Genomic DNA, 12,556 nt, shown 5'->3' with positions numbered 1-12,556 from the left:
GGGCCGCACCTGGCAGGATGGAAGCGTGACTTCCCCAGGCGAGTCGATGACCCTCTTCGAGGCGATCGGCGGTGAACCGGCCTTCCGCAAGCTGGTGGACGAGTTCTACGCCGGTGTCGCCGACGACCCGCTGCTGCGGCCGATGTACCCGGAGGAGGACCTGGGCCCGGCGGCGGACCGGCTGACCCTGTTCCTCATCCAGTACTGGGGTGGCCCGCACACCTACTCGGAGCAGCGCGGCCACCCGCGGCTGCGGATGCGGCACGCCCCGTACCGGATCGGCGCGGCCGAGCGGGACGCCTGGCTGCTGCACATGCGCCGGGCGGTGGACGCGCTCGACCTGCCGCCGCAGCTCGCCGCCGCGCTCTGGGACTACCTGGAGCGGGCCGCCTACTTCATGGTGAACGTGATGGAGGATCCGGCCGCCGGCTGAGCCCGGCCGGCCCGGCTCAGAGCAGGGCGCCCTCGTCGTGCAGCCAGTCGACGAACGTGACGGCGACCGCGGCGCCGCAGTCGAGCATCTCGACGAGCAGCGCGTCGTGGGCGCCGGCGCCGAGCGGGACCTGCAACTCGGCGTAGATCGGGAGCTGACCGCGCTCGGTCGGGTCACCGATGTACGCCTTGCAGAAGCGCCGGGTGTGGTTCCACTCGTTCACCACGCGGTAGGCGCGGTCGGCCCAGTCCGGCGGAACCGTCGCGTGCGGGCGGGCCCGCATCACCAGGATCTCGTCCTCCGGACCCTCCAGCGCGACCAGCACGGCGTGCCGCTCCCACATGGCCAGCAGGTTGCCGTCGCCGTCGGCCAGGTAGCGGACGTCGAGCAGGTCGAGCGCGTCGCAGACCCGGCTCAGCGTGACCGGCGCGACGGTGGCCGGCATGTCCGCGAGGACCGGCCGCTCGGGTGGCGCCACGTCGTCCCCCGGCTGGCGAGGGGTCGGTGGGCCGACCCGGATGGTGTCATCCACTGTGGTCCCGCTTCGAGTCTCCGGCTCCCCGCCAGCGGCGGGACCAGGGCGCCATGACCACCACGGCATCGCTCGCGCACCTCACTCCCCAGCGGATCCGGACGCCTACGGTGCGTTGGATCCGAGGATGGACGGTACCCGGACAGACGGCGTGAGGCATCCCCCCAACGACCGCCCCAAACCGGAAGGACGAACCGGGGTCATCCGTTCGGATGACCTGGCGTCGGCCTGAGTGCAAGATCGGCGACGGTACGCGACCAGGCCGCCCCGAACGGTCCGACGAGTCCGACCCATCGGCCCGCCGTGCGCACCTGAACGTCGTCCGCGCCGGCACCGAGGAAACCCATCCGGACCAGGGCCTGCACCAGCCGCTGCGACACGTCCACGGGCGTGCGCGGCGCCTCGTCCGGGGTCACCACCACCGCGACGTGGTCCAGCAGCGCGTCCCGCAGCACCCGCTGCCCGACCGCGCGGCCCGCCACGCCGTGCGTGGCCGCCTCGCGCAGCGTCCCGGCCGCCGCCTCCGCGATCCGGCGCAGCTCGGCACCGGGCAGCGCCTCCACCGCCCGGCTCGCCGCCGGTGGGAGCTGCCACCGCCAGCCGTCGTCCCGGCGTACCGGAAGCGCCCCGCCGCCGGCGGAGAGTTCGGCCAGCAGCTCCCCAGCGGCGACAGTGGCGTCCCCGGGGGCGGTGCCCGGCACGGTACGGACCACGAGCACGCCCCACGGCAGCCGCGCCCAGAGGGCGGTACGGCCCGCACCCGGCACCGGCCGCAGCCGCACCAGTGTGGCCGGGTCGAACCGGACCAGCCGGGCCAGGAACGCCCCGGCGTCGGCCGCCCCGGTCAACCCGTGCCCGGTCATCCGCTCAGCCCCGGCGCGTATCGGAGCAGGAACGCCCGCTCCTCCGGCGAGATCCGGCGCGGGCGCTGCTCCGCCAGGTCGAACGGCACCAGCAGCGACCGGGCGGTGCCGGCCAGCGTGTCGCCGTCGTACAGCTCGTACGCGACCGAGAAGGAGGCGGCCCTGATCTGGTCCACCCACAGCTCGATCCGTACCGTCGGCGCGGCCTCCGCGCTGGCCCGGCCGAGCGCGTAGTCGACCGGGCGCAGGTAGTCGACCTCGTGCCGGCGGATGACCACACCGTCGGCGAACGAGCCCACTCCCCACGCCCGGCCGCCGGCGAACATCATCGCCACCCGGGCCTCCTCGTAGAGCGTGAGGAAGCGGGCGTTGTTGACGTGGCCGTACGCGTCCAGGTCGGACCAGCGCAGCGCGCAGTGGTAGACGAAGCGGTCAGTCACGGGTGAGCTTGCGGTAGGTCACCCGGTGCGGGCGGGCCGCCTCGGCGCCGAGCCGGTCGACCTTGTTCTTCTCGTACGCCTCGAAGTTGCCCTCGAACCAGAACCACTTGGCCGGGTTCTGGTCGTCGCCCTCCCAGGCCAGGATGTGCGTGGCGACCCGGTCCAGGAACATCCGGTCGTGGGAGATCACCACGGCGCAGCCGGGGAACTCCAGCAGCGCGTTCTCCAGGCTGGACAGCGTCTCCACGTCCAGGTCGTTCGTCGGCTCGTCGAGCAGGATCACGTTGCCGCCGATCTTCAGCGTCAGCGCCAGGTTGAGCCGGTTGCGCTCGCCACCGGAGAGCACCTTGGTCGGCTTCTGCTGGTCCGGCCCCTTGAAGCCGAACGCGGCGATGTACGCCCGGGACGGCATCTCGACCTTGCCCACCATGAGGTGGTCGAGCCCGTCGGACACGACCTCCCAGACGGTCTTGTCGCCGTCCAGGCCCTGCCGGTTCTGGTCGACGTACGACAGCGAGACGGTCTCGCCGACCCGGACCGAACCGCTGGTCGGCTGCTCCAGCCCGACGATGGTCTTGAACAGCGTGGTCTTGCCGACGCCGTTCGGGCCGATGATGCCGACGATGCCGTTGCGGGGCAGCGAGAACGACAGGTCGTCGATCAGCACCCGGTCACCGAACGCCTTGGTGAGGTTCTGCGCCTCGATGACCGTGTTGCCCAGGCGCGGGCCCGGCGGGATCTGGATCTCCTCGAAGTCCAGCTTCCGGGTCTTCTCCGCCTCGGCGGCCATCTCGTCGTAGCGGTCCAGGCGGGCCTTGGACTTGGTCTGCCGCGCCTTGGCGTTCGAGCGGACCCACTCCAGTTCCTCGGAGAGGCGCTTGCGCATCTTGGCGTCACGGCGTCCCTCGACGGAGAGCCGGGCGGCCTTCTTCTCCAGGTAGGTGGAGTAGTTGCCCTCGTACGGGTAGGCCCGGCCGCGGTCCAGCTCCAAAATCCAGTTGGCCACGTTGTCCAGGAAGTACCGGTCGTGGGTGATCGCCAGGACGGTGCCGGCGTACTTGGCGAGGTGCTGCTCCAGCCACTGCACGCTCTCCGCGTCCAGGTGGTTGGTGGGCTCGTCGAGCAGCAGCAGGTCCGGCGCCTCCAGCAGGAGCTTGCACAGCGCCACCCGGCGGCGCTCACCACCGGAGAGCGTGGTGACGTCGGCGTCCGGCGGCGGGCAGCGCAGCGCGTCCATCGCGAGTTCGAGCTTGGAGTCGATGTCCCACGCGTCGGCGGCGTCCAGATCCTCCTGGAGCTTGCCCATCTCCTCCATCAGCTCGTCGGAGTAGTCGGTGGCCATCTGCTCGGCGATCTTGTTGAACCGCTCCAGCTTGGCCTTGGTCTCGGCGACCGCCTCCTCGACGTTGCCGAGGACCGTCTTGGCGTCGTTGAGCGGCGGCTCCTGCGCGAGCATGCCGACGGAGTAGCCGGGCATGAGCCGGGCCTCGCCGTTGCTGGGCCGGTCCAGCCCTGCCATGATCTTGAGGAGGCTGGACTTACCGGCGCCGTTCGGACCGACCACCCCGATCTTGACACCCGGCAGGAAGTTCAGCGTCACGTTGTCGAGCACGACCTTGTCGCCGTGCGCCTTGCGCGCCTTGTCCAGGACGTAGATGAACTGGGCCACGGTGCGGGCTACCTCCGTCGGTTGCGATCGCGGGCTTGTCGGGTGCGGGGGGCCGTCGTCGATCTCCGCCGGCCGCCGCCGGCCGGGAGCCGGCCGCACGCACGCCGCCGTCAATCCTGACAGGTACGGACCGCGACGCCCACATCACCCCACCCCAGGGGTACGGCGGCGAGCCTCGTTGCCGACACGGGTACTACTCGTTAACGTCGGCAGTATGACCAAGAAGATCGCCATCAGCGTGCCCGACGACGTGGCCGAACGACTGGCCCAGGAGCCGAACGTCTCCGCGTTCGTCACCGAGAGCGTGCGGCAACGGATGGCGGGCGAGCGCACCAGGCGTACGCTCCGGCAGGTCGGCTTCCGGCTGTCCGACGGCGGGCTCGCCGACGCGGGCCACGCGCTCGACGAAGCCCAGGCGAAGATCACCCCGGAACTGCGCGCCCGGGCCGCCGCGTTGCTGAGCGAGTCGACACGTGGACGGCCGACCCGTGACTGACCCTGGGCTGGTGCTCGACACCGCGTGCCTGCTGGCCTACTCGGAGGGCACCGAGGCAGTCGGGGAGCAGATCGCGGCGGTCGCGGACCGGGGGCAGACGGTGATCGTGCCGGCGCTCTGTCTCGCCGAGGCGTACCGGCAGGTGGCCGTGGACGGCTGGCGCCTGCTGGACATCCTCGGCGATCTCGACCACGTGCTCGTCACCCCCGTGGCGCACGACATGTGCATGTTCCTCGGCGGCTGGTCGCGCACGCTCCCGAGCATGGACCTCGCCCAGGTGGCGCTGGAGGCCGCACGGGCCAGCACACCGATCATGAGCGACCGGCGGGAACTGCTCGGTGAGGTGCTGCCCAAGGAGTGGCCGATCATCGACCTCTGAACCGCCGGTGTCGACAAGATCACGCGATGGGTTCGGCGGTTCTGGGACGGGTAGGTAACTCCGGCACGGGGGATCAGACGCCGCAGCTACGCTCAGTACGCTCATCGCGGTGGACCCGTCAGTACCCGGAGGTGGCCGATCGTGACCGTCCGTAGCTCCTTTGTCGTAGTGGCCAACCGCCTGCCGGTCGACGAGGTGAGCACACCCGAGGGGCGGCAGTGGCGGCGCAGCCCCGGCGGGCTGGTGACCGCGCTGCACCCGGTGCTGGCCGAGCACCAGGGCACCTGGGTGGGGTGGGCCGGCGGCACCGGCGCCGCGCCCGAGCCGTTCGACCTGGAGGGCATCCGCCTGCACCCGGTGCCGCTGAGCGCCGAGGAGCTTGAGCGCTACTACGAGGGCCAGTCGAACGCCACGATCTGGCCGCTCTACCACGACGCGGTGGAGACGCCCGCCTACAAGCGGCGCTGGCGCGAGGCGTACCGGCTCGTCAACGCCCGGTTCGCGGAGGCCGCCGCCGACGTGGCCGCCGAGGGCGCCACGGTCTGGGTCCAGGACTACCAGCTTCAGCTCGTGCCGGCGATGCTCCGGGAGCTGCGGCCGGACCTGCGGATCGGTTTCTTCCTGCACATCCCGTTCCCGCCGATCGAGCTGTTCATGCAGATGCCGTTCCGCACCGAGATCCTGCGTGGACTGCTCGGCGCGGATCTGGTCGGCTTCCAGCAGCGGCTGGCGGCGCAGAACTTCGTCCGCCTGGCCCGGCACCTGCTCGGCCTGCGCTACGAGGGCCAGATGATCCAGGTCGACGGCCGGCAGGTGAAGGCGGGCGCGTTCCCCATCTCGATCGACACCAAGGAGATGGAGCGGCTGGCCGAGGATCCGGCGATCCAGGCCCGGGCCAAGCAGATCCGGGAGGAACTGGGCAACCCGAAGACGATCATCCTGGGCGTCGACCGGCTCGACTACACCAAGGGCATCGAACTCCGGCTGAAGGCCTTCCGAGAACTCCTCGCTGACGGAAAGTTGACAGTTCCGGACGCGGTTATGGTGCAGGTCGCCACGCCCAGCCGCGAGCGTGTGGAGCACTACCAGGCACTTCGGGTGAAGGTGGAACGCGAGGTTGGCCGGATCAATGGTGAATTCGGCCGGGTCGGCGTGCCTGCCGTGCATTATCTGCATCAGTCGTACAGTCGCTCCGAACTGGCCGCGATGTACGTCGCGGCCGACGTGATGATGGTGACCCCGCTGCGAGACGGAATGAATCTGGTGGCCAAGGAGTACGTCGCATCGCGCGCCGACCAGGGCGGCGCGCTCGTGCTCAGTGAGTTCGCCGGCGCCGCGACAGAGCTGCGCCAGGCGTTCCTGTGTAATCCGCACGACCCGGACGCGGTGAAGGACGCGTTGCTGCGGGCCGTGCATGTCGAAAAGCCCGAAGCCCGCCGCCGGATGCGCGTCATGCAGCGCCATCTGCGCAGCCACGACGTGGGCCACTGGGCCAAGTCGTTCCTCAGCGAGCTCGGCGTCCCCGATACGGAGGCTGCGTGACCTCGCCCGCCCCCGCCGCCTCCCACGGCGGCGTGCTGGATCCCGAACTGCGTGCCGCCATCGGCCGTATCGCCCGGGTTCCGCAACTCCTGGTCGCCTGCGACTACGACGGCACACTGGCGCCGATCGTCGAGGACCCCAGCAAGGCCGTGCCGCTGCCCGAGTCGGTGGCGGCCGTACGCGCGCTCGCCGCACTGCCGCAGACGAGCGTCGCCGTCGTCTCCGGCCGGGCGCTGCGCGACCTGGCCACACTCTCCCGGCTGCCCAGCGAGGTACACCTCGTCGGCAGCCACGGCTCGGAGTTCGACATCGGCTTCGTCGAGCGGCTCACCCCCGAGCTGATCGCGGTCCGGCACCGGCTCCGTGAGGCGCTGCGCGAGATCGCCGCCGAGCACCCGGGCATCCGCCTGGAACGCAAGCCGGCCAGCGTGGCCGTGCACACCCGGGGCGTCGACCCGCACGTCGCCGCCCGGGCCGTCGAGGCGGTCCGCAACGGCCCCGCGACCTGGGAGGGCGTGACCGTCACCCAGGGCAAGGAGGTCATCGAGCTGTCGGTGGTCGTGACCAACAAGGGCACCGCCGTCGACCAGCTCCGCACCCAGCTCGCCGCGAGCGCGGTGCTGTTCATCGGCGACGACGTCACCGACGAGAACGCCTTCGGCAACCTGACCGGGCCGGACGTCGGCATCAAGATCGGTCCCGGGGAGACCCGGGCCGACTACCGGGTGGCCGAGCCGATCGAGGCGGCCCGCGCGCTGGGGCTGCTGCTGGAGACGCGGCGGCACTGGCTGTTCGGCGAGCGGGCGGTGCCGATCGAGCGGCACTCGATGCTGGCGAACGGCCGTACCGTCGCGCTCGTCACGCCGGAGGCCAAGATCACCTGGCTGTGCCACCCGAAGCCGGACTCGGCGGCGATCTTCGCCGACCTGGTCGGCGGCAGCCCGGCCGGGCACTTCACGGTCGGCCCGGAGCGGGGCGGCATCCCGCTGGGCCAGCGCTACCGCAGCAACACGATGACCGTCGAGACCCGCTGGTCCGGCCTGACCGTGACCGACTGGCTCGACCTGCCGGTCCGCGAGACCACGCCGGACGACCCGGCCGTGGTCAGCGGCGACTCGACACTGGTCCGGGTGCTCAGCGGCACCGGCCGGGCCCGGGTCGAGTTCGCGCCGCGCCCCGAGTTCGGCCAGGTGGCGGTGCAGCTCCAGCCGCTCGACGACGGCCTGCTGGTGCTCGGCTCCAACGAGCCGGTCGCGCTGCACTCCCCCGGCGTCGAGTGGGAGGTCACCAACGACGCCGGGTACGAGACCGCGAAGGCGGTTGTCGACCTGTCCGCGGCCGGCGGCCAGGTCGTGCTGGAGCTGCGCTTCGGCACGCAGAGCCTGGAACCGCACCGGCTGCCGCTGCACGAGCGGCAGGCTGCCGCGGAACAGCCCTGGAAGGACTGGGTGGCCTCGCTGCGGCTGCCCGCGACCGCCCGGGACCTGGTCGCCCGCAGCGCGCTGACGCTGCGCGGCCTCTGCCACGAGCCGACCGGCTCGATCCTCGCCGCGGCCACCACGTCGCTGCCGGAGGAGCTGGGCGGTGTCCGCAACTGGGACTACCGCTACTGCTGGCTGCGGGACGCCGCGATGACCGCCCGCGCGCTGGTCGACCTCGGCTCGACCGAGGAGGCCGAGGGGCTGCTGCGCTGGATCGACGGCGTGGTCGAGCGCACCGGCGGGCACCCGGAGCGGCTGCACCCGCTCTACACGGTGGACGGCTTCGAGCTGGGCGCCGAGGCGGTCATCGACACGCTGCCCGGCTATGCCGGCTCCCGGCCGGTACGCGTCGGCAACCTCGCCAACCACCAGCTCCAGCTCGACGTCTTCGGCCCGGTCGCGGACCTGATCGCGGCGGTGGCCGACGCCCGGGGCTCGATCCGCGACGACGAGTGGCGGGTGCTGGAGAACATGGTCGAGGCGGTACGCCGCCGCTGGCACGAGCCCGACCACGGCATCTGGGAGGCCCGCCTCCCCCCGCGGCACCACGTCTTCTCCAAGGTCATGCTCTGGATGACAGTGGACCGGGCGCTGCACGTGGTACGCCGGCACGGCGGCGAGGACCGGCCCGAGTGGGTCGAGCTGCGCGACCGGATCGCCTCGAACGTGCTGGAGCACGGCTGGCACCCGGAGGCCGAGGCGTACAGCGTCGCCTACGGCTACGAGGAGATGGACGCCTCGTCGCTGTGGATCGGCATCTCCGGGCTGCTCGCCGGCGACGACCCGCGCTTCCTCTCCACCGTCCTCAAGATCGAGGCGGAGCTGCGCAGCGGGCCGGTCGTCTACCGGTACCACTGGGACGACGGCCTGCCCGGCCGGGAGGGCGGCTTCCACATCTGCACGTCGTGGCTGATCGAGGCGTACCTGCGCACCGGCCGCCGCAGCGACGCGGAGGAGCTGTTCACCCAGATGCTCGACACGGCCGGGCCGACCGGGTTGCTGCCGGAGCAGTACGACCCGCTGGCCGAGCGCGGGCTGGGCAACCACCCGCAGGCGTACAGCCACCTGGGCCTGATCCGCTGCGCCCTGCTGCTGGACAACATGCTCAAGCAGTGACCTGACCGAGCGCCCGGACGGCGGCGGGGCCCCACGGTCCCCGCCGCCGTCCCGTCCCACCCCGCCCTCGGCGATCTTGCACTTGCTGCCCCGACAGAGGGGACATAACGGGCCCCTGGCGGGCACCAAGTGCAAGATCGGCGTTATCAGGGGGCGGCGGGCGGCGTCAGGGCGTGGACCACGTCGCCTACGACCACGATCGCGGGTGGGCGTAGCGCGGCGGTCTCGACGTCTTGCGCGACAGTGCCCAGCGTGGAGCGCAGCGTGCGCTGGGCCGCCGTCGTGCCCTCCTGGATCACCGCGGCGGGAGTGCCCGCCGGCTTGCCGTTCGCGATCAGGGTCGCGGCGATGGCGGCGAGGTTCTTCAGGCCCATCAGGATCACAAGCGTGCCGCGCAGCCCGGCCAGGGCGTCCCAGCGTACGAGCGACGCGGGCGCGTCGGGTGCGAGGTGCCCGGACACCACTGTGAACTCGTGCGCCACGCCCCGGTGGGTCACCGGCACCCCGGCCACCTCCGGCACCGCGATCGCGCTGGTCACGCCGGGCACCACAGTCACCGGCACGCCCGCCTCGGCGCAGGCCAGCAGTTCCTCGCCACCGCGGCCGAAGACGTACGGGTCGCCGCCCTTGAGCCGTACCACCACCTTGCCGGCCCGGGCCCGGTCCACCAGGATCCGGTTGATCTCCTCCTGGGCGCGCGACGGCCCGTACGGGATCTTGGAGGCGTCGACCAGTTCGACGTCCGGGCGCAGCTCGTCCAGGAGCAGGCCGGGCACGAGCCGGTCGGCGACGACCACCTCGGCCTCGGTGAGCAGCCGCCACCCCTTCACGGTGATCAGCTCCGGGTCGCCCGGTCCGGCGCCGACGAGCGCGACCCGTCCCCCGGCGGCGCCTTCCGCCTCGGGCGACGGCGCGAAGCCGGGGCCGGTCCGCGCGCCCAGCAGGTCCCGCACGGCATCGCGGACGCCCATCGCCCGGCGCGGGTCGCCGCCGCCGAGGACCGCCACGGTGACCGGGCCGTGCCGGGTCACCGCCGGCGTCCACGCGCTGGCCGCCGTGCGGTCGTCGGCGCGCACGCAGAAGATCCGCCGCTCGGCCGCTGCCGCGCTGACGGCAGCGGCGGCGGCCCGGTCGTCCACCGCCACCTGGACCAGCCAGGCGCCGTCCAGGTCGTCGGGGGCGAACCGGCGCGGCTCCCAGTGCAGCCGCCCGGCGTCGACGTGCGCGCGCAGCGCCGGGGTCAGTTCGGGCGACACCAGCAGCACGTCCGCGCCGGCGTCGAGCAGCGCGGGCACCCGCCGGGTCGCGACCGCTCCCCCGCCGACGACGACCACGCGCCGCCCGCCCAGCCGCAACCCCAGGGGGTACGGGCTCGGCGGCGTCGGCCCGGTCACTTCTCCGCCACCCCGGCGGAGTCGAACGTGGCCACCTCGTGCAGCACTCGGACCGCGCCGGTGACCACGGGCAGGGCGAGAAGCGCCCCGGTGCCCTCACCGAGCCGCAGTCCCAGGTCGATCAGCGGCTCCAGGCCGAGGTGCCGTAGCGCCGCCGTGGCACCCGGCTCGGCGCTGCGGTGCCCGGCGACCATGGCGCCCACCGCGTCGGGCGCGAACGCGGCGGCGGCGAGCGCGGCGCTCACCGCGATCACGCCGTCGAGCAGCACCGGCACCCGTCGCGCGGCGGCGCCGAGGATCAGGCCGGTCAGCGCGGCGTGCTCCAGCCCGCCGACTGTGGCCAGCACGCCCAGCGGGTCGGCCGGGTCGGGCTCGTGCCGGGCCAGCGCGGCCCGCACGACCGCCACCTTGCGGGCGTACGTCTCGTCGTCGACCCCGGTGCCCCGGCCGGTGGCCGACTCCGCGTCCACGCCGGAGAACGCGGCGATGAGTGTGGCGGACGGGGTGGTGTTGCCGATGCCCATGTCGCCGGTGAGCAGGATGCCCGCCCCGGCGTCGATCAGCTCACCGGCGACCCGGATGCCGGTCTCGACGGCCGCGCGGGCCTCGTCCCGGGTCAGCGCGGCGGTGACTGTCATGTCGCGGGTGCCGGGGCGGACGTTCGCGGCCACCAGACGCGGCCCGGCCGGGTCGGCGGACTCGGCGCCGGGGATCGGGGTGGCGACGCCGACGTCCACCACCGTGACCGAGGCGCCGGCCTGGCGGGCGAACGCGTTGACCACCGCGCCGCCGGCCAGGAAGTTGGCGATCATCTGGGCGGTGACCTCCTGCGGCCACGGGGTCACGCCCTGGGCGTGCACGCCGTGGTCACCGGCGAAGATCGCCACCGCGGCCGGCTCGGGCAGCGGCGGCGGGCAGGCGCCGGCCAGCCCGGCGAGGCGTACCGAGAGCGGCTCCAGGGCGCCGAGCGAGCCGGCGGGCTTGGTCAGCCGTCCCTGCAACTCGCGGGCCGCCGCCATGGCGGCCTCGTCGAGCGGCCGGATCGCCGCGACTGTGGACTCCAGCATCATGCCTCCAGGATCCGTGCCAGCGTCTCGATGAACGCGTCGGTGGTGCCCCGGTCGCGTACCGCGATCCGGAGCCAGTCCGGGCCGAGCCCGGGGAACGTGTCGCCCCGGCGTACCGCCCAGCCGTGCGCGCGCAGCCGCTCGCGTACCTCGGCGGCGCCGGCCACGTGGATCAGGACGAAGGCGGCGGCCGGGCGCCCCGCCACGCGTACCCTCGGCAGGCCGGACAGGCGGGCCACCAGGTGGTCGCGGTCGGCGGCGAGTTCGGCGGCGATGACGCGTTCGGCCGCGACGGCGGCCGGCGCGGCGCAGGCGGTGGCGGCGGCGAGCGCCGGGGTGGAGACCGCCCAGAGCGGCTGCGCGGCGGCGAACCGGGCCAGCAGCGCGGCGTCGCCGAGCAGGTAGCCGATCCGCAGCCCGGCCAGGCCCCAGGTCTTGGTGAGGCTGCGCACCACCACGAGGCCGGGCAGGTCGCGGCGGGCGGCGAGCGACTCGGGCTCGCCGTCGACGCCGGGCGCGGCGGTGGTGTCGGCGAACGCCTCGTCGACCACGAGCACCCGGCCGGGACGGGCCAGCGCGGCGATCGTGTCCGCCGGGTGCAGCACCGAGGTCGGGTTCGTGGGGTTGCCGATCATGACCAGGTCGGCGTCGTCCGGGACGCGGGCGGGGTCCAGGCGGAAGCCGTCGGCGGGGTCGAGCAGCACCCGGTCGACCCGGTGCCCGGCGGCGCGCAGCGCGGCCTCCGGCTCGGTGAACTGCGGGTGCACCACCACGGGGTGGCGGACGCCGGACAGCGCGCGGGCGATCAGGACGAAACCCTCGGCGGCGCCGGCGGTGAGGAGTACCTCCTCCGGGGGTCGCCCGTGCCGGTGAGCGACGGCGGCGCGGGCCGACGCCGGGTCCGGGTACGCGGCCAGGTCGCCCAGCGCGGCGACGACCGGGTCGGCCAGCCAGTCCGGCATCGGGCCGCGGCGCACGTTCACCGCCAGGTCCACCAGGCCGGGCGTGGCCTCGGCGTCCCCGTGGTGGCCCAGGTCGGGCTCGTCGAGCGCGGCGGCGCTCCCGGTCGGTGCTGCGGGCATGTCCGCGATCCTGCCGGGTAGCCGCCGCCCGGGACAGCGCATCCCGGCGTGGGTCGCGTCAC

At 73.3% G+C, this 12,556-nt stretch carries 12 protein-coding genes; 5 read left to right on the top strand and 7 right to left on the bottom strand.

Features of this window, described 5'->3' with window-relative positions; all coding sequences use genetic code 11:
* Positions 1-46: 46 nt before the first annotated feature.
* A complete protein-coding gene (locus ACN27C_RS15120) occupies positions 47-433 on the top strand; it encodes a globin (RefSeq protein ID WP_120573572.1) in 387 nt (128 codons plus the stop codon).
* A 16-nt stretch (positions 434-449) separates the two neighbouring features.
* Here ACN27C_RS15120 and ACN27C_RS15115 read toward each other — a convergent pair whose 3' ends face one another.
* The 4 genes from ACN27C_RS15115 to ettA all read right to left on the bottom strand — a co-directional run bounded on the left by ACN27C_RS15115 (position 450) and on the right by ettA (position 3,937).
* The gene (locus tag ACN27C_RS15115; protein WP_120573571.1) at positions 450-1,034 is read right to left on the bottom strand and encodes a YbjN domain-containing protein; all 585 of its coding nucleotides are present in this window, start codon (positions 1,032-1,034) and stop codon (positions 450-452) included.
* 131 nt (positions 1,035-1,165) lie between these two features.
* Entirely contained in the window at positions 1,166-1,828 is a 663-nt protein-coding gene (locus ACN27C_RS15110) for a hypothetical protein (protein ID WP_120573570.1), read from the bottom strand.
* Positions 1,825-2,268: an acyl-CoA thioesterase gene (locus tag ACN27C_RS15105; RefSeq protein ID WP_120573569.1), complete on the bottom strand. Its 444-nt coding sequence runs from the start codon at positions 2,266-2,268 to the stop codon at positions 1,825-1,827. The genes ACN27C_RS15110 and ACN27C_RS15105 overlap by 4 nt, the downstream gene beginning before the upstream one ends.
* The gene (ettA, locus tag ACN27C_RS15100; protein WP_120573568.1) at positions 2,261-3,937 is read right to left on the bottom strand and encodes an energy-dependent translational throttle protein EttA; all 1,677 of its coding nucleotides are present in this window, start codon (positions 3,935-3,937) and stop codon (positions 2,261-2,263) included. The genes ACN27C_RS15105 and ettA overlap by 8 nt, the downstream gene beginning before the upstream one ends.
* A gap of 214 nt (positions 3,938-4,151) precedes the next feature.
* Between ettA and ACN27C_RS15095 the strand changes: the two genes are divergently transcribed.
* The 4 genes from ACN27C_RS15095 to otsB all read left to right on the top strand — a co-directional run bounded on the left by ACN27C_RS15095 (position 4,152) and on the right by otsB (position 8,951).
* Positions 4,152-4,433, top strand: a complete 282-nt coding sequence (locus ACN27C_RS15095) for a hypothetical protein (protein ID WP_121685652.1) — start codon at positions 4,152-4,154, stop codon at positions 4,431-4,433.
* Complete coding sequence (locus ACN27C_RS15090) at positions 4,426-4,812, top strand: hypothetical protein (RefSeq protein WP_422751435.1); 387 nt, start codon at positions 4,426-4,428, stop codon at positions 4,810-4,812. The genes ACN27C_RS15095 and ACN27C_RS15090 overlap by 8 nt, the downstream gene beginning before the upstream one ends.
* A 141-nt stretch (positions 4,813-4,953) precedes the next feature.
* Positions 4,954-6,354 carry an alpha,alpha-trehalose-phosphate synthase (UDP-forming) gene (locus ACN27C_RS15085; RefSeq protein WP_013288079.1) on the top strand — a complete coding sequence of 467 codons (1,401 nt, stop codon included), beginning with the start codon at positions 4,954-4,956 and terminating at the stop codon, positions 6,352-6,354.
* Positions 6,351-8,951: a trehalose-phosphatase gene (gene otsB, locus ACN27C_RS15080; RefSeq protein WP_120573565.1), complete on the top strand. Its 2,601-nt coding sequence runs from the start codon at positions 6,351-6,353 to the stop codon at positions 8,949-8,951. Before ACN27C_RS15085 ends, otsB begins: the two co-directional genes overlap by 4 nt.
* A gap of 146 nt (positions 8,952-9,097) precedes the next feature.
* On the opposite strand, the gene cobA is transcribed toward otsB, so the two are convergent.
* The 3 genes from cobA to cobC are packed head-to-tail and all read right to left on the bottom strand — an operon-like array spanning position 9,098 to position 12,494.
* Positions 9,098-10,345: a uroporphyrinogen-III C-methyltransferase gene (gene cobA, locus ACN27C_RS15075; protein ID WP_422751434.1), complete on the bottom strand. Its 1,248-nt coding sequence runs from the start codon at positions 10,343-10,345 to the stop codon at positions 9,098-9,100.
* Positions 10,342-11,412, bottom strand: a complete 1,071-nt coding sequence (gene cobT, locus ACN27C_RS15070) for a nicotinate-nucleotide--dimethylbenzimidazole phosphoribosyltransferase (protein ID WP_120574183.1) — start codon at positions 11,410-11,412, stop codon at positions 10,342-10,344. Before cobT ends, cobA begins: the two co-directional genes overlap by 4 nt.
* On the bottom strand, positions 11,412-12,494 hold the full coding sequence (cobC, locus tag ACN27C_RS15065) for an Rv2231c family pyridoxal phosphate-dependent protein CobC (RefSeq protein WP_422751433.1): 1,083 nt from the start codon (positions 12,492-12,494) through the stop codon (positions 11,412-11,414). Before cobC ends, cobT begins: the two co-directional genes overlap by 1 nt.
* Between the last annotated feature and the right edge of the window lie 62 nt (positions 12,495-12,556).

Origin of the sequence: Micromonospora sp. WMMD1219 (assembly GCF_049315215.1) — a bacterium.
GTDB classification, from domain to species: domain Bacteria; phylum Actinomycetota; class Actinomycetes; order Mycobacteriales; family Micromonosporaceae; genus Micromonospora; species Micromonospora tulbaghiae.
This window is presented reverse-complemented; position numbering and strand designations above follow the sequence as displayed.

Bases quoted from the DNA above. Each gene is read 5' to 3' on its own strand.
- ACN27C_RS15120 (WP_120573572.1), top strand. From the start codon at position 47: ATGACCCTCTTCGAGGCGATCGGCGGTGAACCGGCCTTCCGCAAGCTG.
- ACN27C_RS15115 (WP_120573571.1), bottom strand. From the start codon at position 1,034: ATGCCGTGGTGGTCATGGCGCCCTGGTCCCGCCGCTGGCGGGGAGCCG.
- ACN27C_RS15110 (WP_120573570.1), bottom strand. From the start codon at position 1,828: ATGACCGGGCACGGGTTGACCGGGGCGGCCGACGCCGGGGCGTTCCTG.
- ACN27C_RS15095 (WP_121685652.1), top strand. From the start codon at position 4,152: ATGACCAAGAAGATCGCCATCAGCGTGCCCGACGACGTGGCCGAACGA.
- cobT (WP_120574183.1), bottom strand. From the start codon at position 11,412: ATGCTGGAGTCCACAGTCGCGGCGATCCGGCCGCTCGACGAGGCCGCC.
- cobC (WP_422751433.1), bottom strand. From the start codon at position 12,494: ATGCCCGCAGCACCGACCGGGAGCGCCGCCGCGCTCGACGAGCCCGAC.